Source organism: Arthrobacter sp. Soil_C_49 (assembly GCF_057656635.1).
The window spans coordinates 223,262-246,210 of record NZ_JBDGJZ010000007.1 but is presented as its reverse complement, the minus strand read 5'-3'; the positions used below and the strand labels follow the sequence as shown (position 1 = coordinate 246,210).

The 22,949-nt window shown below is 61.6% G+C and carries 20 protein-coding genes and 1 pseudogene; 10 read left to right on the top strand and 11 right to left on the bottom strand.

The window, feature by feature from the left end:
• Positions 1-102: 102 nt before the first annotated feature.
• From AC3A4Z_RS13680 to AC3A4Z_RS13645, 8 genes are all read right to left on the bottom strand, one after another.
• Positions 103-387, bottom strand: coding sequence for a DUF2218 domain-containing protein (locus AC3A4Z_RS13680; RefSeq protein WP_498712060.1), 285 nt, complete (start codon positions 385-387; stop codon positions 103-105).
• A 203-nt stretch (positions 388-590) separates the two neighbouring features.
• The gene (locus AC3A4Z_RS13675) at positions 591-2,324 is read right to left on the bottom strand and encodes a tannase/feruloyl esterase family alpha/beta hydrolase (protein ID WP_498712058.1); all 1,734 of its coding nucleotides are present in this window, start codon (positions 2,322-2,324) and stop codon (positions 591-593) included.
• Between the two features lie 221 nt (positions 2,325-2,545).
• Positions 2,546-3,895 carry an MFS transporter gene (locus AC3A4Z_RS13670; RefSeq protein WP_498712056.1) on the bottom strand — a complete coding sequence of 450 codons (1,350 nt, stop codon included), beginning with the start codon at positions 3,893-3,895 and terminating at the stop codon, positions 2,546-2,548.
• Between the two features lie 167 nt (positions 3,896-4,062).
• Positions 4,063-4,722, bottom strand: coding sequence for a GntR family transcriptional regulator (locus tag AC3A4Z_RS13665; protein WP_498712054.1), 660 nt, complete (start codon positions 4,720-4,722; stop codon positions 4,063-4,065).
• A gap of 106 nt (positions 4,723-4,828) precedes the next feature.
• Positions 4,829-5,638, bottom strand: a complete 810-nt coding sequence (locus AC3A4Z_RS13660) for an ABC transporter ATP-binding protein (protein ID WP_498712052.1) — start codon at positions 5,636-5,638, stop codon at positions 4,829-4,831.
• Between the two features lie 58 nt (positions 5,639-5,696).
• Positions 5,697-6,470, bottom strand: a complete 774-nt coding sequence (locus AC3A4Z_RS13655; protein WP_498712050.1) for an ABC transporter permease — start codon at positions 6,468-6,470, stop codon at positions 5,697-5,699.
• Positions 6,467-7,234 carry an ABC transporter permease gene (locus tag AC3A4Z_RS13650; RefSeq protein WP_498712048.1) on the bottom strand — a complete coding sequence of 256 codons (768 nt, stop codon included), beginning with the start codon at positions 7,232-7,234 and terminating at the stop codon, positions 6,467-6,469. Before AC3A4Z_RS13650 ends, AC3A4Z_RS13655 begins: the two co-directional genes overlap by 4 nt.
• Entirely contained in the window at positions 7,231-8,202 is a 972-nt protein-coding gene (locus AC3A4Z_RS13645; protein ID WP_498712046.1) for an ABC transporter substrate-binding protein, read from the bottom strand. Before AC3A4Z_RS13645 ends, AC3A4Z_RS13650 begins: the two co-directional genes overlap by 4 nt.
• A gap of 248 nt (positions 8,203-8,450) precedes the next feature.
• On the opposite strand from AC3A4Z_RS13645, the gene AC3A4Z_RS13640 reads away from it, so the two are divergent.
• The 5 genes from AC3A4Z_RS13640 (at position 8,451) to AC3A4Z_RS13620 (ending at position 13,235) form a co-directional block, all read left to right on the top strand.
• On the top strand, positions 8,451-9,410 hold the full coding sequence (locus AC3A4Z_RS13640) for a catechol 2,3-dioxygenase (protein ID WP_498712044.1): 960 nt from the start codon (positions 8,451-8,453) through the stop codon (positions 9,408-9,410).
• Positions 9,411-9,455: 45 nt separating this feature from the next.
• On the top strand, positions 9,456-10,643 hold the full coding sequence (locus AC3A4Z_RS13635; protein WP_498712042.1) for a 4-oxalomesaconate tautomerase: 1,188 nt from the start codon (positions 9,456-9,458) through the stop codon (positions 10,641-10,643).
• A gap of 2 nt (positions 10,644-10,645) precedes the next feature.
• Positions 10,646-11,671, top strand: a complete 1,026-nt coding sequence (locus AC3A4Z_RS13630) for an amidohydrolase family protein (RefSeq protein ID WP_498712039.1) — start codon at positions 10,646-10,648, stop codon at positions 11,669-11,671.
• A 39-nt stretch (positions 11,672-11,710) separates the two neighbouring features.
• Entirely contained in the window at positions 11,711-12,394 is a 684-nt protein-coding gene (ligK, locus tag AC3A4Z_RS13625; RefSeq protein ID WP_498712038.1) for a 4-carboxy-4-hydroxy-2-oxoadipate aldolase/oxaloacetate decarboxylase, read from the top strand.
• 595 nt (positions 12,395-12,989) lie between these two features.
• Complete coding sequence (locus tag AC3A4Z_RS13620) at positions 12,990-13,235, top strand: hypothetical protein (protein ID WP_498712036.1); 246 nt, start codon at positions 12,990-12,992, stop codon at positions 13,233-13,235.
• 56 nt (positions 13,236-13,291) lie between these two features.
• On the opposite strand, the gene AC3A4Z_RS13615 is transcribed toward AC3A4Z_RS13620, so the two are convergent.
• Together AC3A4Z_RS13615 and AC3A4Z_RS13610 are read right to left on the bottom strand one after the other, a co-directional pair.
• Complete coding sequence (locus tag AC3A4Z_RS13615; protein WP_498712035.1) at positions 13,292-14,062, bottom strand: IclR family transcriptional regulator domain-containing protein; 771 nt, start codon at positions 14,060-14,062, stop codon at positions 13,292-13,294.
• Positions 14,063-14,167: 105 nt separating this feature from the next.
• The gene (locus AC3A4Z_RS13610) at positions 14,168-15,004 is read right to left on the bottom strand and encodes a shikimate dehydrogenase family protein (protein ID WP_498712033.1); all 837 of its coding nucleotides are present in this window, start codon (positions 15,002-15,004) and stop codon (positions 14,168-14,170) included.
• Positions 15,005-15,151: 147 nt separating this feature from the next.
• Here AC3A4Z_RS13610 and AC3A4Z_RS13605 point away from each other — a divergent pair, with 147 nt between their 5' ends.
• Both AC3A4Z_RS13605 and AC3A4Z_RS13600 read left to right on the top strand, forming a co-directional pair.
• Positions 15,152-16,477: an MFS transporter gene (locus AC3A4Z_RS13605; protein ID WP_498712032.1), complete on the top strand. Its 1,326-nt coding sequence runs from the start codon at positions 15,152-15,154 to the stop codon at positions 16,475-16,477.
• Positions 16,478-17,355: 878 nt separating this feature from the next.
• On the top strand, positions 17,356-17,679 hold the full coding sequence (locus tag AC3A4Z_RS13600; protein WP_498712029.1) for a hypothetical protein: 324 nt from the start codon (positions 17,356-17,358) through the stop codon (positions 17,677-17,679).
• Positions 17,680-17,835: 156 nt separating this feature from the next.
• Here the strand turns inward: AC3A4Z_RS13600 and AC3A4Z_RS13595 are convergent, their stop codons facing one another.
• On the bottom strand, positions 17,836-18,357 hold the full coding sequence (locus tag AC3A4Z_RS13595; RefSeq protein ID WP_498712027.1) for an SRPBCC family protein: 522 nt from the start codon (positions 18,355-18,357) through the stop codon (positions 17,836-17,838).
• A 136-nt stretch (positions 18,358-18,493) separates the two neighbouring features.
• Between AC3A4Z_RS13595 and AC3A4Z_RS13590 the strand changes: the two genes are divergently transcribed.
• The 3 genes and pseudogenes from AC3A4Z_RS13590 (at position 18,494) to AC3A4Z_RS13580 (ending at position 22,802) form a co-directional block, all read left to right on the top strand.
• Entirely contained in the window at positions 18,494-19,444 is a 951-nt protein-coding gene (locus AC3A4Z_RS13590) for a LysR family transcriptional regulator (RefSeq protein ID WP_498712026.1), read from the top strand.
• A 414-nt stretch (positions 19,445-19,858) separates the two neighbouring features.
• Positions 19,859-20,424, top strand: a pseudogene (locus tag AC3A4Z_RS13585) (recombinase family protein).
• Positions 20,425-21,551: 1,127 nt separating this feature from the next.
• Positions 21,552-22,802 (top strand): MFS transporter, encoded by a 1,251-nt coding sequence (locus AC3A4Z_RS13580; RefSeq protein ID WP_498712024.1) that lies wholly within the window; start codon positions 21,552-21,554, stop codon positions 22,800-22,802.
• The last annotated feature ends 147 nt before the right edge of the window (positions 22,803-22,949 follow it).

Here is a 22,949-nt window from a genome sequence, read left to right as displayed (position 1 = left end):
ATTGCAGAACGTCCTGCGTTCCGCGGCGAAAATTGTGATCCGCAGACTTTGTCCCGCGCCACAGGTTGACGGAATCTTCATTATCGGCTCTATAAGTTGCTTCTACGTCTGTGCCCATTGGACAACGAGGCCATCGCGCTGTCCGAAACGCTCCAAGTGCGATCCGGTGACATGTTTGGTGTGCTCCAGCCCTTCCTCGGTGTCCGATTCCGCCCGTAGTTCGAGCGCTTCCGCCCGGGGCATCAGCAGGCAGCTTCCATAGCTAAGGACAATTCGTGCACCGTCGGGTTCGAGGTGGATCTCGGCCTTATGCCCGAGGTGGGCTGCAAGTTGCTTGCTATAGCGCTTGGCGGTTTCGGTGGGGACGATGGCGCTGGCTGTGTACATGGCGGGCAATCTGGATTCCTTTTTCTGGTGTTCTGGAACTGAGGGCTGACTTGAGCCAGTAATTCAGAGGCATCAAGACGTGTTGAAACGGACGAACCGGGGATGGGGTAATTGCCCCATCCCCGGTTCTTTCTATTTGTGGCCCAGTTTTGCTGCAGAAGCACGCGCGGCGGAGACTTCCTGGACCGGCAAAGGTAGTGCCGCTACACCCTGGTGGCCAGCCGGGATAGCCACGTCTGTCCGCCTTTATCCGGTGCGCAGGACAGTGTGGTGCCGTTCGCCGTGCACCATGTCTGGTAGTCGGATGAGTAGAGCTTCTTGCCTACCCAGTCGTAGCCGGGACCCAGGTCCTTTGCTGGTGTGTAGGGGAGGAAGTTGGACGCGTCATCGGTGCTGCCGGTTCCGTCGTAGCGGGCCACCGCGGGGAAGGGGTACACGGGGCGGCTTGAGGTACTGGCTTCACCTTCAGCCGTCACAGTTTTCGAGGCGACGACAACGCTGGGGGCCTTACCGCTTTCCACCCATGCCATGACGGGAGTGAGGACATCGAAGGTATTCGGTCCTGCTCCGCCGCTGCAGTGCTCGACGCCGGGGAACATGAACAACTTGCTGAAGCCGTCGGCCGTTTTGGTTCCCATTTCGTTTCGTACGGCGTCGTAGTAGGCCAGGGTGGACTGTGGCGAGATGTGCTGATCGTTCCAGCCGTGCCACAGCAGCAACTTACCGCCACTCTTCTCGTAGTCGCTCAGGTCGGGGTCCAGTGCGGACATGTAGCTGGAGGACTCGACCGTGTCCCAGAAGGCTTTTTTGGTGAACTCAAGGTCGGAGAGCTGGAAGTCGGGTCGGGGGTTGTTGGCGTCGGCGAGGTAGCGAAGGTAGGACAGGGCGAAGTTTTCGCTCATAACGGTCTGGCCCTGTGCAGTTGGCACGAACAGTGTCCATGCCAGCTCCGATCCCCACTCGTGCGAGATTTCCTGCTCAAGCCGGTGGCCTTGTTCGTCGACCGCGCCGTCATGCAGACGCTGTACTGCAGCCGCCTCTTCTACAGAGAGGCACGTGGCTGCGTCCTGCCCGGAAGCGCAAATCAGGGATGCGGGGTCAAAATCGCAAGCCCGAGGGTCGCCCAGCACCCCATCGGCGACGCCGTCGAGGCTGTCACACGCGCTAATCACTGCGTAATGGATCAGCGGCAGTTTATCTGCCAGCAGGATGTAGTTGCCTGACTCGTCCTTGTTGGCGAGAACGTTCCAGGCGTGGTGGTACGTGTTCTGGACAGCCATGCTATTTGCCGGCGCGCCGGCAGCAATGCCGTCAAAGTCATCGGGAAAACGCTGCGCCTCCATGAGCCCCTCGCGGCCGCCGTCGGAGCAGCCGGTGAAATAGGAGAATGCGGGTTGTTGGCCGTAGAACTTGGCGATGAGCGCCTTTGCCGTCAGTGCTGTGACATGGACGCCACGGTAAGCGAAGTCAATGTGGGCCTGGGGGTTGTTGGCGCCCCAGGAACCATCGTTTAGGCCTTGGTGGCCCATGTCGGTGGTTGCGGTGGCGACGGTGCCGTCGTCGACGACGGAGCACCCGGCCGCCTGGCCGTAATTAATTGCGGCGCGGCCGCAGAGGCCGCCGCATCCGGTCTGGACGTACCGCTGCGTCCACCCCTCGATCGGCAGCCGGACGAGGATCGTGTTGGCTGGAGCGACCGTGCCGAGAACTTCGCAGTACGGCGCGGGCACTCCTTCGGTGATCACCTTGGCTGAGGAGATAGTGACGGGGGCGCCTGCCGCAGCACTAAGGTCAAGCCCCGCCAAATCCTGGCAGGACGTGACAGGTGCCTTTGCCGGCAGGTCGAGGAGGCCTTCTTCGGTGACTGCAAGCTGCCTGGGCGGTGCTGCCGCTGCTCCTGTCGCGGGGAGCAGAGCAGTCCCGGCCAACGTTGCCATACAAAGGCCTGCGAGGAGCTTTGTCCCCCAGGGCGCCCTTCCCTTTCGGCGTGTAAGTGATTTTCTACTGCTGGACCAGGGGTGGTGCATCAGTTCTCCTTCGGAGTGAGCGGAACATCTTCGTTACCGATGGCTTCTTTGCCGTAGCGAACGTTACCCAAATTGTTGACTATTTGTAAGACTTGTTTGCTACCAAACTTCAGCAATGAGGGAATACGAACTCAAACGGAGAGGGATTGTTCGCGCTTGGACGGTTCGGCGTCCTCCGCGGCGCTGGTGCGGGTTTTGGCTGCAGCCACACTCAGCACGAGCAAGGTTCCGGTAGCGAAAACCGCGGCGACCGCAAAAATTCCAAATCCCCAGCCTTGATTTCCCGTGGCGAACAATTGCCCGCCCATCCAAGGCCCGAAGACGGCGCCGAAGCGGCCGATGCCTGTGGTCCAGCCGATGGCCGTGGCCCGGCTGGATGTGGGGTACACATGTGCCACTGCCGCGTAGACCATGGTCTGGGCGCTGAAGAGGAAGATGCCGGCGGCGAAGACCAGGACATAGGTGGCGGCGAGGGGAAGGTGTGCGCCGAGTGAGTACACGCTGGCTGCTGTCAGGGCGAACCAGATGGTTGCTACCCGTACCGGGCCGAAGCGGTCCGCGATTTTTCCTGCGATGAACATGCCGACGATGCCGCCGCCGTTGATGACCAGCAGGAAGGCCAGCGACGAGCCGAGGTTGTACCCTTCTGCGCGCATCAAAGAGGGCAGCCAGGTGCTGACACCGTAAACCAGGAGAAGCCCGGCAAAGGACGTGAGCCAGAAGAGCGTGGTTACCTGCCAGCGGTTACGGCTGAAAAGCTGCGCCAGTGCTGCTTTGCGGGGAGCACCGTCACCGGATGCCTCTGCAGCAGGGATGACGAGCCCGTAGCGCTGGGCGATACGCGCAGCGGCTGCGATGCGCCCCTTGGCCACCAGAAAGGCCAGGGATTCGGGCATGAACCTCCCGACAAGCGGAACGGCGACAAAAAGCGGGATTACGCCGATGAAGAATACGGTCCGCCAGCCAAAATCTTCCAGGAGCCACAGGCCGAGGGTGGAAGCGGCGATGCCGCCAGCGTGGTGTGCGGTCATTAGGGCGCCAATCAGGAAGTTCCGGCGTCCTTCGGGAGCATACTCAGCCACCAGTGCGATGGCGGTTGGAAGCAGGCCGCCAAGGCCGAGGCCGGCGATGAAGCGGGCTGCACCGAAAGTTGTGACATCCGGGGCGATGGCACACAGCCCTGACGCAACCGAGAAGAGAGCGCAGCACAGCAGGAGCACCCGCTTTCGGCCGATCCGGTCGGTTGCCAAGCCGGCAGTCAATGCGCCGACGAGCATCCCGAAGGTTGCCACACTGCCCACGTCGCCGGCGCTTGAAGGCGTCAAGCCGAGGGTGGGGTCGGCGAGCATGTCCGGCAGCGCGGCGCCGTAAATGAACATGTCCAAGCCATCAAAGAAAACAAGGAGCCAGCAAAGGGCCACAACGATTGTGGCCACCCTCGAGGAAGAGGGAGCTTGGCGGGAAAGAGTTGGAGGGAGCATCATCGCTGCCTTTCGGGCATAACTGGGGGAAGCTTTTGGCTGCACCTCACATTACCCAGTGAGAACAATCACGTCAATCAGATTGCTAACAATACGGCCCGCGCGAAATAAAAACCGCTCCCCCAACAACTGTTGGAAGAGCGGTTTTGACAGAGTGGGTGGTGGCTCTAGGGATTACTGGACCGGATAACGTCGGCGACGCTTTCAAGGTGCTTCCGCATCGCTTCGGCGGCCGCGTCGGGATCGTGGTCGCAGACCGCCTCGATGATGGCCAAGTGCTGAGGCAGGGACACGGCGGGCCGGCCGGGTTGGCGGGCCAGCCGGAACTGGAAACGCACTGCCTGCCCGCGGAGCCGTTGAATGGTTGCCGCCGCCGTATGTTGGGCGCTGAGGGCGATAATTCTGGCATGCAGGGTCTGATTGCCCTCGGAGTAGGATTCCCGGTCCCCCCGGTCCACGGCGTCCTTCATGCGCTCCGCGAGTTGCCGCAGCTCTGCGATCTCCTCATCCGTGATGCGTTCGGCCGCCTTCCTTGCACACAGCGCTTCGAGCGCTGCCCTGACCTCAGTGATCTCGACGGCCTCGTCCATGGATACTGCACGCACCCGTGCCCCGCGGTTCTGCACCCGTTCCACGAGGCCTTCGACGCTGAGCTCCGAGAGCGCTGCCCGGATGTTTCCGCGGCTCGCTCCGTACTCCTCCGCAAGGTCGGCCTCCACGAGCCGCTGGTTGGGTACCAGCTCACCGCTGACGATGGCGTTACGCAGCACATCTGCCAGTTCCGTTGCCGTCATTGTCCGGCCGGGCACTTGGTCCAGGGCTTCCACGGGTAATGCCTCCCAGCCGGCCCTACTGGCCTGGCATTGCTAACAATTTGTTTCTTCAGAGTACTCCACACTTTGCCGCCTACATCCGTTCAATATCCCGGAAAAGTCAGTGCCCGGCGGCGGCTGGACGGTGGCCGGCTTTCGCGCGCTGAATTTGTTCATAGACGTGGTGCCGCAGCTCGGTGAACCGGGGCAGGGCCCGGGTGTTGAGCTGGTCGCGGTCAGCGGGCAGGTCGATGATCAGGTCCTCTTGGACGACGGTCGGCGAACTGGAGAGAATAATGACCCGTTCGCCCAGGTACACCGATTCATCAATGTCGTGAGTGACGAACAGGACGGTGACGCCCAGCCTTTTCCAGACGGTGCGGATGAGGTCTTCCAGGTCGGCCCTGGTCTGGGCGTCGACTGCCGCGAACGGTTCATCCATCAGCAGCACCTCGGGCTGGTAGGCGACGGCGCGGGCGATGGCCACACGCTGCTGCATGCCGCCCGAGAGCTGCCAGGGGTAGGACAACGGAACGTGGGACAGGCCCACAGCCTCAAGGGCCTCATCGACCAGGCGGTCCCGTTCGGCCTTCGGCATCCCCTGATTCTTGAGCGGAAGCTCCACGTTCTCGCGGACACGCATCCACGGGAACAGTGACCGGCCGTATTCCTGGAACACAACGGCCATCTTTTTGGGCGGCCCGGTGACCTTCGCGCCGTCGAGAAGGACTTCCCCCTCCGTGGGCGCCATGAGCCCGGAGATGCATTTCAGCAGCGTGGTTTTGCCGGATCCGGAAGGTCCAACCAGGCAGGCGAGCTCCCCTGGCCGCAGGTCGAAGGTGAGGTTTCGTACTGCCTCCACCGGGCCGCCGTCGGTCTGGTAGACCTTCTTGAGGTTTCGGACGGACAGCATCGCTGTTCCGTCGGCCATGACTCGACCGGCTCCTGATGCTGCGGGAGCCGTGACCGGTCCTGTCTTTTCGTTGATTTCAGACTGCATTTTCTACCTCTCGCAGGCCGTGGTACCAGCGCAGGATACGGCGCTCGGTGAATTGGAAGATGAAGGACATGGCTACGCCGATGAGTCCGAGGATGACGATGCCGGACCACATTTCCGGGACGGCGAACGAGCGCTGGAACTGGACGATGGTGAAGCCCAGACCTGACGATGAGGCAAACATTTCGGAAATGACCATCAGGATCAAGCCGATGGAGAGGCACTGACGGACTCCGGCGAGGATCTGCGGTCCGGCGGATGGCAGGACCAGGTAACGGACGCGGGCCCAGCCTCCGATGCCGTAGGTGTGGGCGGAGTCGGAGAGCACGCCATCGATCGCCCGGACACCCTCAATGGTGTTGAGCAGCACCGGCCAGATGCAGCCGGAGATGATGACGACGATCTTCATGGAATCGGAGATGCCCATCAGCAGCATCAGCACCGGCACCAGCACGGGCGGCGGGACGGCCCGGAAGAATTCGAGGACGGGTTCGGTCAGCGCCCGGAGCCACCGGACCGAGCCGATCAGCAGTCCTGCCAGGATGCCCAGGACAATCGCCGCGGCGACGCCGACGAAGAGGCGCAGGATGCTCGGCAGCACATCGGAAAAAAGCCGGTCGCCAAACCACGTTTTGGCAAACGTGGCCGCGAGGGTACCCGGCGTGGGGACGAAGAAGCTCTTGGCACCCAAGGTGGACACCCACCAGATGAGGACCAGCAGTGCCGGTAGTCCGACGGCATAGAGGATGCTTTTCGCGATTCTCATACGATCACCTCTGAACGGATGGAGGAGTGCCAGGAAAGAGTCTTGCGCTCGATGAACCTCATCAGCATGTTGATCAGAACACCGATCAGGCCCGTTGCGAGGATCAAGGCGTACATCCCGGAAATCGCCCCGCCGGATTGGGCCAGGGCAATCTCCCGGCCCAGGCCCGGGGAACCTATGACCAGCTCGGCCGTGATGGCCAGGATCAGCGCAACGGAAGCGGCCAGCCGGACTCCGGTCATCAGGTAGGGCAGCGCGGTCGGGAAGACCACATGACGAACGCGGGCAGCCGTGTTCAGTCCGTAGCTCCTGGCTGTCTGCATGGCGACGTTGTCCACATCAGCCACCCCGTACAGCACCTGAATGAAGACCTGCCAGAACGAGGCATAGACAATCAGCATCAGCGAGGACTCGATCTTGACGCCGAACAGCAGGACGGCGAGGGGAATCAGCGCAACGGACGGGATGGGCCGGAGGAATTCCACCGTCGAGTTAGTGAACCGGCGAAGGAACTGTGAGGATCCCACGAGAAAGCCGGCGACCACGGCCAACAGCACGGCAGCGGCAAGTCCGATAAACCATGCCACCAGGGTCTCCCCCACCGCCAACCAAAAGGCAATCAACTGGAAATCGACAGCGAGGGCAGCGAGCACCTCGGACGCCGGAGGCAGGAAGCGTGCTTCCACCAGTCCAAGACGGGGAATCAGTTCCCAGGTCAGGAGGAATCCGAGGATGCCTGCGATCCCCAGGGTTTGTTTGGTCACGGCAGCAGCTCATCGAGGTTGACGTCGCTGGTCAGCAGTCCGTCATCCTTGGAGAGCGTGACCAGCTTTTCCACCGAGGCGCGGTTGATCTGGTCCGCGAAGTCCGGCAGCGTCAGCTTCTCCGCTGTGGCCGCGTCGATCTTGGTGTAGGTCGGAAGGATCTTGCGGACGGCGTCCGGGTTGTCCTTTGCGTACTTCAGCGACTTCGCCATGGCGGCGGTGAACTTTTCGACCAGCTCAGGGTTGCTGGCGGCGGCGGCAGCTGTGGTGAAATATGCCCCGACCGTCAGGCCATCAGCGGTGTCCACGTAGTTGGAGGCAAGCACCTTGTCACCGGCACCGGTACCGGTGGCCAGGAAGGGCTCCACCACCTGAATGGCATCCACCTGGCCTCGCTCCAGGGCCGCCTGCATGTCCGGGAAGGCAAGCTCTACAAACTTGATTGCCGAGGGGTCTCCCCCGGCTTTGCGGACGGATGCCCGCACCGTGGTGTCGTTGATGTTGTTCAGGGTGTTCACGGCCACCGTCCTGCCGGCAAGGTCCGCTGCAGACGTGATCGCGCTGTCCTTCTTCACCAGAATTGCGCCGAAGTCCTTGCCCTCCTGCCCGGTGGAACTGGCCCCAGCGGCCACAATCTTCACATCCAATCCCTTTGACTTCGCCAGGAGCATCGAGGAGATGTTGCTGAAGCCAAAGTCCATCGTTCCGCTGGTCACAGCAGGGACAATGGCGGCGCCACCCTGCGCGGGAACCAGTTCCAGAGACAGTCCTTCATCCTTGAAAAACCCCTGTTCCTGACCAAGGTAAATGGGGGCGACGTCCACAATCGGAATGATGCCCACCTGAATCTTCTCCGCGCCGGCTGCTGCTGCCGCGCCCGAAGCCTGGTTTTGGGAGAGCGGGGCCGATGAACAGCCTGCGGTAAGAAGGAGGGCGGAGACGGCCAATACGGCGGTGTACGACTTCATGTCAATCCTCTAAATAGGTGTGGTGCGTATCACTACAACAGGATCAAGCTAATGTGATGGTGACAGCATTGTCAACAATTTTGGCTCCCAGTATTTTTGATTATCCTGTCGTGCACTCTTCGAACTTACTCATGCGCCATTTCTTGTTAGCTAAATTGTTGACAATACGGGCAGTATCCTGCTTCACTCGATAGCACCGGCGTCGTTTGGCGGACGCCCTTCCCCGGATGATGCAAAGGACCTTCACGATGAACGCTTTCCATGACGTGGCGCACCTGGGCCACGTTGAACTGCTGACCCCCGAATTCGAGAAGAGCCTATGGTTCTTCACCGAGCTCCTGGCTATGGAGGAAGTAGCCCGCGACGGCGATTCGGCCTACCTGCATGCCTGGGATGACTACGAGCACCACACCATCAAATTGACGGCGAGCCCGACGTCGGGTGTCGGCAAGGTAGCTCTGCGTGCTTCCAGTGAGGAAGCCCTGCAGCGCCGGGTGGCCGCCATCGAAGCAAGCGGACAGGGTATCGGCTGGCATGATGGCGAGCCTGGTATCGGCCGCACCTATGCGTTCACCGACCCGGACGGGCACCCGATGGACATCTATTTCGACACGGCGTGGCATGTCCCGTCGGAGGACTCCCGGCCCGCGCTGAAGAACCAGGCTTCCCGTTTCCCCGGCACCGGCGTCAACGCCCGCCGCCTGGACCACGTGAATTTCCTGGCCGCCGACGTCACGCTCAACGGCAACTTTGCGGCAAACACGCTCGGCGGCAAGGCTACCGAACAGATCCGCCTCAACAGCGGCAAGCTCGGTGCCCAGTGGTTTACCTTCACCAACAAGTCCTACGACCTGGTTTACAGCGAGGACTGGACCGGCAGCAACGGCCGGCTCCATCACATCGCGTTCGCCACGGACACCCGTGAGGACATCCTCAAAGCCGCGGACATCTTCCTCGAAAACGGGATCCACATCGAGTCCGGCCCGCACAAGCATGCCATCCAGCAGACGTTCTTCCTTTACGTCTACGAACCCGGCGGCAACCGCATCGAGTTCTGCAACTCAGGCGCACGGATGATTCTGGCACCGGACTGGAAGACCGTGGAGTGGACCGAAGCGGACCGCGCCAAAGGTCAGGCCTGGGGCATGAAGACCATCGAAACCTTCCACACCCACGGCACCCCGCCCGTCGCCGTCCCCGCCCACTAGGTTCCTGCCGACTAGCAAGTACCCCGCCAACACCAAGGAGAAGACGTGTCCCTCGGGCTCGATGCAAAGGCACAGCTTGCCGGCCCCCGCCGGGCCGGGAGCCAGCTGGCAGTGCCGTGTTGGTTCATGCGCGGGGGCACGTCCAGGGGACCGTTTTTCCGAGCGGCCGACCTGCCCCAGGATACGGAGTCACGGGACGCGGTGCTGTTGGCTGCCATGGGCTCACCGGATCCCCGGCAGATCAACGGCCTGGGCGGCGCCCACCCGCTGACCAGCAAGGCCGGGATTGTGTCCGGCAGCGAACAGCCCGGCGTGGATCTCGAATTCCTGTTCGCCCAGCTCCAACCGGACAAGGACACCGTGGAGACCACGGCCAACTGCGGCAACATGCTCGCGGCCGTTGTACCGTTCGCGATCGAGGCCGGGCTGATAGTCCCCGGCGGTGACATCACCACCGCGCGGGTCCTGACCCTCAACACAGGCATGGTGGCAGAAATTTCGGTCCCCACGCCGACTGACGGCACTGGACGTTACGTCGAGTACAGCGGCGAAACCAGGATTGACGGCGTCCCGGGCACAGCTGCTGCCGTGACCATCAATTTCCTGGACACCTCCGGGTCGATCTGCGACGCACTGCTGCCGACCGGCAACCTGAGTGACACCGTCCACCTCGAGGGGTTCGGCCCGGTTGAGGTGACGTGTATCGATAACGGCATGCCGCTGGTGATCATTAACGCCGCCTCCCTTCACCGTACGGGGCGCGAGTCAGTCGCCGACCTGAATAAGGACACCGAGCTCAAAGCCCGGCTCGAAGACCTGCGCATCAGCTGCGGGAAACTGATGGGGCTCGGCGAGGTCAGCGGGAAAAATTACCCCAAGATGACCCTCGTCTCCCCACCGGCACAGGCCGGGAGCATCACCACGCGCAGCTTCATTCCCCACGTCTGCCACGAGTCCATCGGCGTGCTGGCCGCAGTTACGGCGGCCACTGCAGCCGTCCTGGACGGAACTGTGGCGCACGAGGTCGCCAGCCTGCCCATCAGTTCCTCACCGGCGGTATCGGTGGAGCATCCCAGCGGCGAATTTACCGTCCAACTGGAACTGGACCCTGCCGAGCCAACGCACGTGACCAAGTCCGCACTTATTCGCACCGCACGCCTGATTATGGCCGGAAACGTGATGGTCCCCGCGCGTCTTTGGTCCCCGCAGCCCACAGATGTTCAGGAGAACTAACGATGATCATTGATATCCACGGTCACTACACCACTGCCCCGGCCGCCCTAGGGCAATGGCGTGACCGGCAGGTTGCCGGCCTGACATTCCCGTCCGCGGCACCCCGCCGCTCCGAGCTGAAGATTTCCGATGACGAGCTGCGCGAAAGCATCGAGCAGAACCAGCTCCGGCTGATGGACGAACGGGGTATCGATTTGACTGTCTTCTCGCCGCGGGCATCGTTCATGGCCCATCACATTGGCTCGTTCGAGACCTCAGCGCAGTGGGCTGCGATCTGCAACGAACTCTGCTACCGGGTCAGCCAGCTCTACCCCGAGCGGTTCGTGCCCGCTGCGATGCTCCCGCAGTCCCCCGGCGTGGACCCCGCCACCTGCATCCCCGAACTCACGCGCTGCGTCGAGGAGTATGGCGCGGTGGCGCTGAACCTGAACCCCGACCCCTCCGGCGGTCACTGGACCGCACCACCGATCACGGACCGGTCCTGGTACCCCATCTACGAAAAGATGGTCGAGTACGACATCCCCGCCATGATCCACGTCAGCACCAGCATCAACCCCGCGTTCCACACCACCGGTGCGCACTACCTGAACGCTGACACCACAGCGTTCATGCAGCTCATCCAGGGCGACCTCTTCGCCGACTTCCCCACCCTGAAACTCGTCATCCCCCACGGCGGAGGCGCGGTTCCTTACCACTGGGGCCGGTTCCGTGGCCTGGCCATGGCACTGAAAAAGCCAGCTTTGGAAGAGCACCTGCTGGGCAACGTCTTCTTTGACACCTGCGTCTACCACCAGCCCGGCATCGACCTGCTGCTCGACGTCATCCCCACCAAAAACATCCTTTTCGCCTCCGAAATGATCGGCGCCGTCCGCGACATCGATCCCTGCACCGGACACAACTTCGACGACACCGCCCGGTACATCGACACCGCCACATTCAATGAAGTGGACCGGAGTGCGATCCACGAACACAACGCCCGCACCGTCTACCCGCGTCTGAACGCCCTGCTCAAGCAGCAGGGCCGCTGACGCACTCCCCCGACCACCGAGCTTAAGGAAACTGAACCAATGCAGGAACTCGGAGTAGTCCACCGCACCATCACCCGCGCCGCAGACGTCGACGTCAAAGCACTCTCGGCGTTCGGCGTCAGCACCATCCACGAAGCCATGGGCCGGCTCGGCCTCATGCGCCCCTACATCCGGCCCGTCTACCCCGGCGCGAAACTCTGCGGCACGGCCGTCACCGTCCTTCTCCAGCCCGGGGACAACTGGATGCTGCACGTCGCCGCCGAACAGATCCAGCCCGGCGACGTCCTTGTCGCCGCCTGCACCACCGAAAGCGAAGACGGCTTCTTCGGCGACCTGCTCGCCACCTCCCTCCAAGCCCGCGGCGGCCAAGGCCTGGTCATCGACGGCGGCGTCCGCGACGTCGCCACCCTCCAGGAGATGGACTTCCCGGTCTTCAGCCGCGCCATCAACTCCAAAGGAACGGTCAAAGCCACCCTCGGCTCCGTCAACATCCCCATCGTCTGCGCCAACGCCCTCGTCAACCCCGGCGACGTCATCATCGCCGACATCGATGGAGTCGTCGTCGTCCCCGCCGCCCGGGCAGCCGACGTTGCCGCCGCCGCCCAAAAGCGCGAGGACAACGAGGAAGGCAAGCGCCAGCGCTTCGCCAAGGGGGAACTCGGCCTCGACATCTACAACATGCGAGGACCCCTCGAAGCCGCCGGCCTCCGCTACCTCAACTAGGATCCGTTGTCGCGCATTCACCGCACAAGAACCCGAAAGGAGCCCCATTGCTAACGCTCCCGGACTCAGACTCGCCGGATACCCGCTTCTCCAACCTCCCACACCACGGCTACCGCCGTCCGGTTGTGGCGGATTGGCGTGAATTGGTCGAGGGCGATTCCATCGTGCTACTCCGAACAGAAAACAACGACGACGCCGTCTCTGGAACAGTCGATCCCGTAGCTCCGGACGGCTCCTTGATATGGCTGCTGCTTGAGGGGGCAGGCCGGCGCATGTTCCACCACGTCGACGGTTGTAAAACGCTGCTGGAAGACTCTGCGTTGTCGGAGCGCAGAAACCACTCCGAGTCCACACAGGGAACCCTGTCAGGCGTCTTGAAGCTTTCCGGACAATTGTTCGGGCGGCCCAAGTCACCCGCCCCTAGTTGCGAACCTAACCCTGAGCCGACGTGCTCGCAGGTTCAGCCACAACCCGGGTTTTCGAAACTTGCGGGCGGCTCCGTGCCCGTAACGCTCCTGCGGCCCAGCCCCGGCAAGCCATCACGATGAGCGCACCGGGCCACAGTAGGGCGACGATGGGGACTGACAGTGAACCTATGCTGTCGGCCACGTTGGCAACCGGGTTCGGCATGCCGAGGCGGTCCGCGAGCCATCCCGCGGCTGCCATTGCTGCCGCCAACGCCGTCGCGATCCGGAGCGTTGTAGCGCCCGGCTCGTGCGAGCAGGACCAGTGGCGGCAGGACCAGGGCCACTACCGCCAGCTGCATGGCCTCGATTCCCAGGTTTTGAAGCCCAGCAGCGAGAGCCCGAGGCGTGTGCCGGTGAGGTCGAGTTCCCTGTAGAAAATCCTTCCATACAGACCCAGAACCGCTGCAACTGTAGCTTTTGCGGGGTGTTGTCAGGACGCGCGGCCGCCGTAGTCCCGGCCTATCTGACGGGCGGCATCCTGCAATTGGGGGACGACGGTTTTTTCGATAGTTTCCGCCGGTGCGCGGTGGGTTTGAAGTGAAACGTTGACGGCAGCCAAGGTTTTGTTCCCGCTGCGGACGGGTACTGCGACCCCGCGAAGGCCGTCTTCCAGTTCCTGGGACACCATTGCCCATCCTCTGCGGCGGGCAAGTTCTATTTCGTCGCGGAGTTTTGCCGGACTTCCCAGCGATCTCTCAGTGAGCCGTTCAAGCGTCACGGCTTCGAGATAGCTTTCCAGTTCCGCTTCCGGCAAGCCCGCGAGAAGGACGCGCCCCATGGAGGTGGCCCAAGCGGGGAATCGCGTGCCGACGCTGATGGAAACGCTGAGCAGGCGTGGCGATGGTACGCAAGCGACATACACGATGTCCTGCCCGTCCAGGATGCAGAGGGCAGTAGTTTCATTCAAGTCGGCGGCAAGTGACTTGAGATGTTGTTCTGCAATGCGCGGCAGGGCGAGGTTGGCCAAGTAGGAGTTGCCGATTTCCAGGGAGCGAGGGGTCAGTTCGAACATGGACCCATCTGTTCGGAGGTAGCCGAGATCGGTCAACGTCAGGAGGAAACGACGTGCAGAGGCCCGCGTCATATCGGAACGGGAGGCTATCTGGGTCACAGTGAGCCGGGGATGGTTGGGATCGAAGGCGCGGAGAACATCGAAGGTTTTTTCAACAGACTTAACGTAATACGCAGGGCTGTCCTCCATGGACGTTCTGCCTCCTCCGGCACATATGATCCGCCCCGTTATTCCCGAGCGCTTTGTTCGATCATATCGACGGGTGTCCGTGGAAGAGGTCCCGACCTTGCCGGCTCAATGAACGGCCCTGATTTCCGCCAGCGTCTGGGCAAGCAGCGGGCAGGCTTCCGGTGCCAGGCCCAGCAGCGGCACCATCGCGGCCGCCTGGGCCTGCAAGTGGTCCCACCCGTCCACGCGGGTTATTCCCTGCTCTTCGGCAGCCGCAATGGAAGCGGTGATGTGTCCGGCGTAAACGAAGTCGTACACCACAGCGTCTTCCGCCAAGGCAGTACCTCCCCACACTGGGCTGTCGTCCGTTCCTTTGCCTATGGGCGTGGCGTTGACAATGAGAGAGGCCTTCCGGGCCTGGTGCTGTGCTTCGGCCCAGGGAAGAACCTGGGTGCTCATACCCAGTCCGCCAGCAAGGAATGCGAGCTCATTTGCCGCATGGGCGTCACGGTCGGCAATGGTGACGCGCCCGACCCTGCCGCGCAGTGCTACCAGGGCGGCGCGGGCCGCTCCTCCTGCCCCGAGCATGACGACGTGGCGCTGAGGCCGGTCGCCCAGCAGTGTTGCGACCGCTGCTACGTCGGTATTGAAAGCAACGAGTTCGGCTCCCCGGTTGATAAGCAGATTCGCCGCTCCGCTGAGGCGCACCGGCTCGGAAAACTTATCCGCAACCTGGGCAGCCCATTGCTTATGGGGCATGGTGACATTGGCCGCGACGACGTCGCTTTCGAGCAACCTCGCGCGGACAGGAGACATGTCCGCCCCCGCCGGCACATCCCAGCCTTCGTAATGCCAAGGGATTCCCACCTTCTCAAGTACGGGGTTCCAGAGGCTGGCGGACATGGCATGCGAAGCGTCAGAGCCAATGAGGAACATTCGAGAACCTGTTGCGGAGCTTTCCATTCTGGAGGCCTTTCAGGAAACGGTTGTGAGTCAGCTCACGAGAGGGTATGCTCATCCATAGTCGCATACCGCACAGATGTTCGCTATACGCACAAGACCGTTAATCCATTCATAAGCACCGTCTTTCAGTGTGGAAGGACCACTTTCATGACGAACCTCGCCGCCAGTCCCATTTCGGCCGAACAGCGCCAACTTAAACGAGCCAGGAAGGCAGCCCTGGCGGCCTTCCTGGGCGGGGCGCTGGAGTATTACGACTTTTTCATTTATGCCACAGCGGCGTCGCTGATCTTCTCGAAGATCTTCTTCCCGTCCGGTGACCCCACCATCGCCCTGCTGGCCTCGTTCGCAACCTTCGGCGTTGCCTACGTCGCCCGGCCCTTCGGCGCCATCTTCTTTGGGCACCTCGGTGACAGGATTGGCCGGAAGAACACGCTTGTTCTGACCCTGGTCCTGATGGGAGCAGCTACCTTCCTCATCGGCGTCCTGCCGGACTTCAACACCGCCGGCTACTGGGCACCTGCCCTGCTGGTGTTGCTGCGCCTGATGCAGGGCCTCTCCGCCGGTGCGGAGACGGCAGGGGCCTCGGCTCTTTCCACGGAAGAGGCGCCCACGGGCCGCCGCGGCTTCTTCGCCAGCTTCGCCATGAGCGGCATTTCCGCCGGCATCGTCCTGGCCTCACTGGCTTTCCTGCCGGTCGCGGCTATGAGCGAGGCGGACCGTCTGTCCTGGGGCTGGAGGATTCCCTTCTGGGGCTCCATCCTCGTACTGATCGTTGCCTACCTCGTTCGCCGAACCCTAACGGAACCGGAAGTCTTCGAGGAAAAGCATGACCACGGCGAACTAGTAAAACTCCCCTTCGCCAAAATGCTGCAGACACACCCGGCACAATTCATGCAGGTCGCGCTCATGTCATTCCAAGTCGTGACCAACACCTTCATGCAGTCCTTCGGCCTCGCTTACGCCGTCTCCGTCGGCGTCCCCGCGTCCACCATGCTCTGGGTCAGCATCGTCGGCAACATCATCGCGATCGTGTCCCAACCACTGTTCGCGCGCCTCTCGGACAAACTGGGCAGGCGCAAAGTCTTCATCGCCGGTGTCCTCGGATCGGGGCTGATGATCTTCGTCTACTTCTCCGTCATTTCCACGGGCAACGTCCCGATGATCTTCCTCACCAGCACCCTGATCACGGCCGGAACCTACGCGGCATCAAACTCCATCTACCCCGCCTGGTTCTCCGAGCTCTTCAACGTCAAGGTCCGCTACTCCGGCATGGCTATCGGCCTGCAAATCGGCATCCTCTGCGCCGGCTTCACCCCACTGCTCGCCACCGCACTCGTCGGAGCCGAGAAGGCCAACTGGGGACCCGCCGCATGGATCGTCGCAGCGTCCTCCGTGCTGGCCGTCGCCGGTGCACTCTGGGCCAGAGAAACATCCAAAACGCCCCTCCGCGAACTGGGCAACCCGGTCCCCTAGTACGAGCCCTACCAGAAGCAGCCCAAGGTAGGGGAACACGCAGGGCTGGTTCCCTTACCCCAAGTTCCGCGAATCCGGGAACCCGGCACAGCCAGGCCAAAAACATGAGGTCGCGTCATCGCAGCTACGAGTACCGGGCAAGGCAGGGCAAAGGCCGGGCATCAGCAGGCGGGAAAGCGTCCGCTGGCTGCCGGACGGTGGATGGTGTTCCTCGGCATTCTCCTCATGGCCTTAAGCGCGAGGCTGGCGGTGGCGGGCGTTTCACCCATCCTCCCCCTCATGAACATCGACCTTACGTTCAACGCAGTTTCGATTGGCATACTTGGGATGCTGCCGACCTGGGGTTTGCGGTGATGGGGTTCCTGACCCCGCAACTGATACCGCGTCCGACTTGAGCCTCTGTTGTTCATCGCGATACTGATGGCTGTTGCCGGACAGCTGGGCCGGGCACTGGGGACAAATGTTCCCGTTTCTCTGATGTTGTCTTTGTTGACCATGATCGGGTTGGGCCTGGGGAACATAATGCTGCCCCCGCTGGTCAAGAAGTACTTCCGGGAACAGGGTCGGGCTGCTTACCGCCCTCTACGTCACCCTCTTCGCGGTCAGCACGGCGGCGGCACCGCAGTTAGCGGTCCCGATCTCAGAGGTTGCTGGTTGGCGGATGGCAGTTGGCATCTGGTCCATCGTGGGCATCGCAGCAGCGCTGCCCTGAATCGTACCTTTGCAATTTTCACTTGGCTTCCAACCGTTCTTATTGACCGCGGCTTCACCCCAGCAGCAGCCGGCTTAATGCTCGCCCTTTATGCCATCGTTGGCCTGCCCACAAGCCTGGTGGTGCCGCTGATCCTCGCGCGGAGGTCGAGAGCGTTCCCATTGGTATGGCCTTCGCCCTCATGTTCGCCATCGGTTACTGTGGGCTCCTCCTGACGCCGAGCACCATTGCACCCTTGTGGGTTGTTGTGTTCGGGCTTGGCCAGGGCACGTACTCTTATGCACTCCTGATGATCAACAAGCGCACTCGAACCACCGCCGGCTCAGGCGCACTGTCCGGATTCGCACAAGGAGTGGGCTATGCCCTGGCCGGCCTCGGACCGTTACTGTTCGGACTCCTGCACGAACTCAGCGGCAGCTGGACGGCATCCTTTGCCCTGCTCTGCGGATGCCTGTTCGCCCTCACTGCAGGGCTGCTCATGACCAATTAGCCACGAATGCTCGAAGACCACGGAACCTGACGGCTTACACTGATTGGCTACCCGCATGCGTGCACGTTCGATCTCGATCTATTTAGCCTTCTACAGCTCTTTTCCGCGAGGCACCCGTCGAACGTTCTATTTTCAGTCACCCACGGACGCTGGTTCTTAGCGCGGGCTGCTCGCGGCGCGGACAAGTCCGTTCAGCCAGGCCTGGTGGCCGTTCAGCATGGGGTTCGGATCCTGCAACGCCAGTTCCGCTGCCGGCTGGCCGATCTGCGTTTCCTGGGTCAGGACACGCACGCGGTCGAGGGGGAGGTCCTCGACCAGCCAAGCGTGAAGAACATCCAGCCGATCCTCGGGTGCGCCGTCCTGGGAGGCAGTCCAGGAAAGACGTCCCGGAATATCCACTGCAGGCACTTGAAAATCCACGACACGCGCGGCCAGCGGCGGGAAACCAAAAGTGCTGAAGCTGAAGTGCATCCCATCGAACAGTTCGGGGCCTCCCCCTTTAGGAAAAGTGATCTGCGAGACGTTGTTGTAATACGACTCCCAAGTTGAGGTGTCGGTAAGGAACGGCCAAATTTGCCCTGCCGTGAGGCCGCTGACGATCACCTCATTGGAGACAAAGTTGTCCCCCGTTCCGGGGAGGTAGCCCTCTGGCCAAGTGATTGCATTTTGGACCGTCATTGCGCTTTTCCTTTCACTGCCGCTTCAGAATGAAGCAGTCAATTACCAGCCTAGAACCTCGAGCAATAGATAAACCAATAGTTAGGCCAATAGCATTCATAGGCTGACCTATTGGGCGCGGACCTATTATTAGATCATGACATCCCGGGCAGCCGACGGCACTGAAGCGATCGCTAAGACGATCGGCCACCTCGACCTCAACCAGTTGCGCACCTTTCTGGCCGTCTACAGGGCAGGGTCCTTCACCGCCGCAGCCCCCATGCTGGCGTTGTCGCAGCCCACGGTTACCGCCCAGATCCGGGCCTTGGAACAGCAAAGCGGCCGCGATCTCTTCACTCGACTGCCGCGCGGGGTTGTGCCGACTCAACATGCGAACGAGCTCGCCCTAAGGGTTTCAGGACCGCTGGATGATCTCGCATCCTTCGAGGGCCGAAGTGCCCTATTCGCGGGACAACATGGGCCCGTGCATTTGGCGGGACCGTCCGAATTGCTCTGCACGAGAGTTTTGCCCGCCCTCGCCCCACTCGTTTCCGACGAGGGCGTGCAACTGCGGGTGACCCAGGGGCTCATGGAGCCGTTGATGGAGGAGCTGGGGGCAGGCCAACACGACCTCGTCATCACAACCCGGCGCCCGCGGGGCCAGCGTCTGGCCTCGGTCGCGCTGGCGGATGAGGACTACGTCCTGGTTACCTCACCCAACTGGGCCGATCGCCTTGGAGAGCTGACCGACGCTGATGACCTTTGGTTAAAGCTTCGGCATGTTCCCCTTATTTCCTATGCAGAAGATCTGCCCATCGTTCGCCGCTACTGGCGCAACGTGTTCGGCAAGCAGTTGGGTACCGGCACGGCCGTGACCGTTCCGAATTTGTACGCTGTTTTGTCTGCGGTCACCGCCGGCGCCGGTTACAGCGTGCTTCCCCGTTCCCTTTCTCAGGACAACCTCGCCCGGGGCCGGCTCGTGCTGCTGCATGACCCCGTGGAGCCTCCGCTGAACACGCTCTTCCTGGTCCAACGACCCGGAACGAACTCCAACCCGCATGTAGAAGCAGTGAGCCGCTATCTCCAGACAGCCGCCCAAAACTGGTAGGGCAACCAAGCTAGGAGCAGTGACTCCAAGGCAGTTCGAGTTCAGCGACGCGTACAAGCCCAACCGGGAGATGCAGAAACTCGTCATCGAGGTAACTGCCCGCGCGGGTATGTCACAACATGCCCAGCCGGTCGACTTAAGCCAGGGGGACCTAAGGTGGTGTCTTCTGGCAGGGATACGTCTCAGGCGCGGTCTCCGGTGCAATACGAACATTGTCGCTTCGGCCCGTTGCAGCTACCTAGATGCTGCTTTATCGCAACGGCTTCCAGACCGTTCGGTAAAGCGATCCCAGCAGGGACAGGCAGTTCGCCAAGTTAGAGCACACCCCAACCTGACGAGTTCGCGGTTGGTCTTATCTTCTTTCTGAGAGAAGCCTTGGACTCAACCTGACGGGTTCAAGGTTGGAGGCAATCAGTGGCCGGACAGCGGATCGCGTACGTGCGCGTGAGCACCCTGGATCAGAACGAGAAACGCCAGCTCGAAGGCCAGGTTCTGGACCGGGTCTTCACGGACAAGGCCTCCGGCAGGGACACCGCGAGGCCAGAGCTTACGGAGTTGCTGCGGTTCGCCCGAGACGGGGACACCGTGGTGGTCCACAGCATGGACCGGCTCGCCCGTAGCCTCGATGACCTGCGTGCTCTGGTCCAAAACCTCACGCGCAAAGGTGTGCGGGTGGAGTTCGCTAAAGAGAGCCTGGTCTTCACCGGCGAGGACTCCCCCATGGCAAACCTCATGCTCTCCGTTATGGGAGCCTTTGCTGAATTCGAACGCTCCCGCATTAGGAAACGCCAGCGGGAAGGGATCGCGCTGGCCAAGCAGCGCGCCGCCTACAAAGGACGGAAAAGACGCTCACCCCGGAACGGGCGGCCGAACTCGTCCATCGCGCCGGCAGCGGTGTTCCAAAGGCCCTCCTCGCCCGTGATTTTGGGATCAGCCGGGAAACGGTCTACCAGTACCTCCGCCAGGCCAAACTCTCGTAAGCCCTCCCCCGCCTGCGCCGTCCATGTGCAATAGCCTGTGCGGCGCTAGCTTGACGGAATCACCTTTATCGGCTTTCAAGTAGGACTAGTAGAAGTGCATGCGAGGTGATGGCGGCCCCGCCCTGACCTCAGCTCGCTTGCACGGTATGCGTACGGGCTCGTGATCCCTCTCAGGGAACCGCATATCGGTTTCCAGTTAGAGCACTAGAAGCCGTCCGGCTCGGGAAGCATTTGGCGATCCGTACTCCGTGTAGCCGCATTGAACATCGGGAGTGGTTTCGATTCTGTAGTCACCCGAACCTCGCCTCGTTACCCTGATGCCCCTGGTTTAGCGCCAAGGCATCGGGGATGTGCGCCTCAACAGCTGAGTTCAGTGATTCGTCAAGAGCAGCAACGGTGGCGGCTGGGACCCACTCATTTGTCTCCCCAAGTGTTGCTCGGTTGGAACAAGCCGCTTTGCGCATGCGCTGCTTCGGCAAGTTCGATGGGTCAGGCAGTTCTAATGTCAAAGTCATAGATATCGAGTGCCTTTCGCTCGCCTTTGTCCGTCCGGATCCAAATCATTCCTAGGGATGGGGCGATCAGTTCTACTGCGCCTAACCACTTCGAGCCATTTCTGTCATAGGCCACCACTTGATCGTGTATGACCAGAACGGATAGAAGCGCGCTGTGTGTTCTTGGCCTGTTTTCTGTCATGGGGGTTCCTTCGATGACGCACCTTCCTTACGCACGCGGGGCTGGGGCAATCGCGTGGAAAGTACGCTCCTACGCTGCGAAACAGGCTGCACGTTGCAGTACGCATGCTCAGCTTGCTCTGACAGATCCATACTACTTCGTACAACAAACATTAAGTTCGCCTGACGAAACATATGCAGTAGAATAGAAGCGTTGAAGGTCGATCAGACTAAATGGGATTGCCGCTTGAGCTGCCTTTCCGCTACGGAGATGACGATGTTCCCGGCCTCGAGCGGGTTCGAGCCCTTCTCGGATGACGCCTCGAAGGGTGAGGACCAGGCAAAGGAGGCACGCTTGAGTTTGTTTGTTCAAACCCGGTTGGTGAACGGTTCGGGTTCGTGGTCGGCCGTGCCCTTGGAGCCAAGACTGGGATCAGAGGATGGCGATGGTGCATGCCACGCTCTGCTGCGCACCTCAGGCTCACTTCAGCGACGGTCGCAACGGGCATGCTGAGCTGGGCAATCAGTTTTCAGGCTGCCACGTCCCAGGCCGCATGGGTTGGTGTCAGGCTCATTATCGGTTACCGCGCTCTGGCCGAGGGCGCGGACCCTGCATTCCTTGGGTTACTTGCGTCCAGCTTCGCACTTCCGGCCTTGCTCCTGGCCCTAAGTACGGGTAGGGCCGCAGACAGAATTGGCGGGGCGGCCGTGTCGTTGTTCGGATTGCTGATATCGGCGGCGGGGACGACCGTCATGCTCTTCATCGGCGGGCTGCCCGCACTCTTGGCGTCCAGCGCTGCTATCGGTCTCGGCAATCTGATGGTGCTGGTCGGGCAGCAGGCATTCGTGGCCAGGGCCAACAGGAGCGGGCCCACTGATGGCGCTTTCGGCACTTTGACTGCAGCTGCTGCCGTCGGTCAGCTTGTCGGGCCACCGGCGGTGACGGTCGTGACGTCAATGGCCGCCGCTGCTGCTGATCCGACCAAGCCAAATACCACCTTAGGTCTGCTGGTGTGTCTGGGTTTGACGGTCTTGGCGATGCCGGTGTTTTTGTTGGTTTACCGAGCCGACGTGCGACGGAGGACGATCAGTGAAAATCCTGCTGCACCGATAAAGGTGTTCAAGGTTCTTCAGGTCAGGGGCCTGTGGAGGTCACTGGCAGTGAGCGGCGCTGTGCTGGTGTCTTTGGATCTTATGTATGCTTTTGTCCCGGTCTGGGCGATAGAACAGAATGTCAGCGCCTCAGTAGTAGGCCTTCTTCTGGCACTTCGCGCCGCGGTATCGTTGGTTAGCCGTATTGGCCTTACCCGCCTCATTCGGCGCTTTGGACGAAAGACGATTCTTATCGTTTCCCTTGCCGTTGCGGTATCTGCGCTGGCCGCGCTTCCGCTGGTTGGCCCCTACGCTGCTATAGCAGTAATGGTGGGCTTAGGGATCGGGCTAGGGACCCCTCAGCCCATAACGATGGCGTGGGTTGTCTCTTTGACCGCGGCGACCAGCCACGGAGCGGTCCTGGGGCTAAGAATGGCGGTTAACCGACTTGCGCAGATCTCGCTTCCGGTTGCCGTTGGTTCCTTGGCCGCCCCTTTGGGGGTCTTGGGTATTTTCTGGGCCAACGCGGCCTTGCTGGTCGGTGCCATTGCAGTTACCGCGGGGTCGGATACGGGATTAGCAAACGCTAAGAAAGACGATTCCGACGATTGACGGTCCTACTTCCCTCCGCTGGCGCGGGTCCGCGGATTGACTCCATCTTGTGGGAATATTGTTCGTGTGACGAACTGTGCCCCTTCTTGCAGCTGAAGCAGGCGCCCTAGCATCGGTTCGACCTCAAACGCGTTGACACCCAAACTG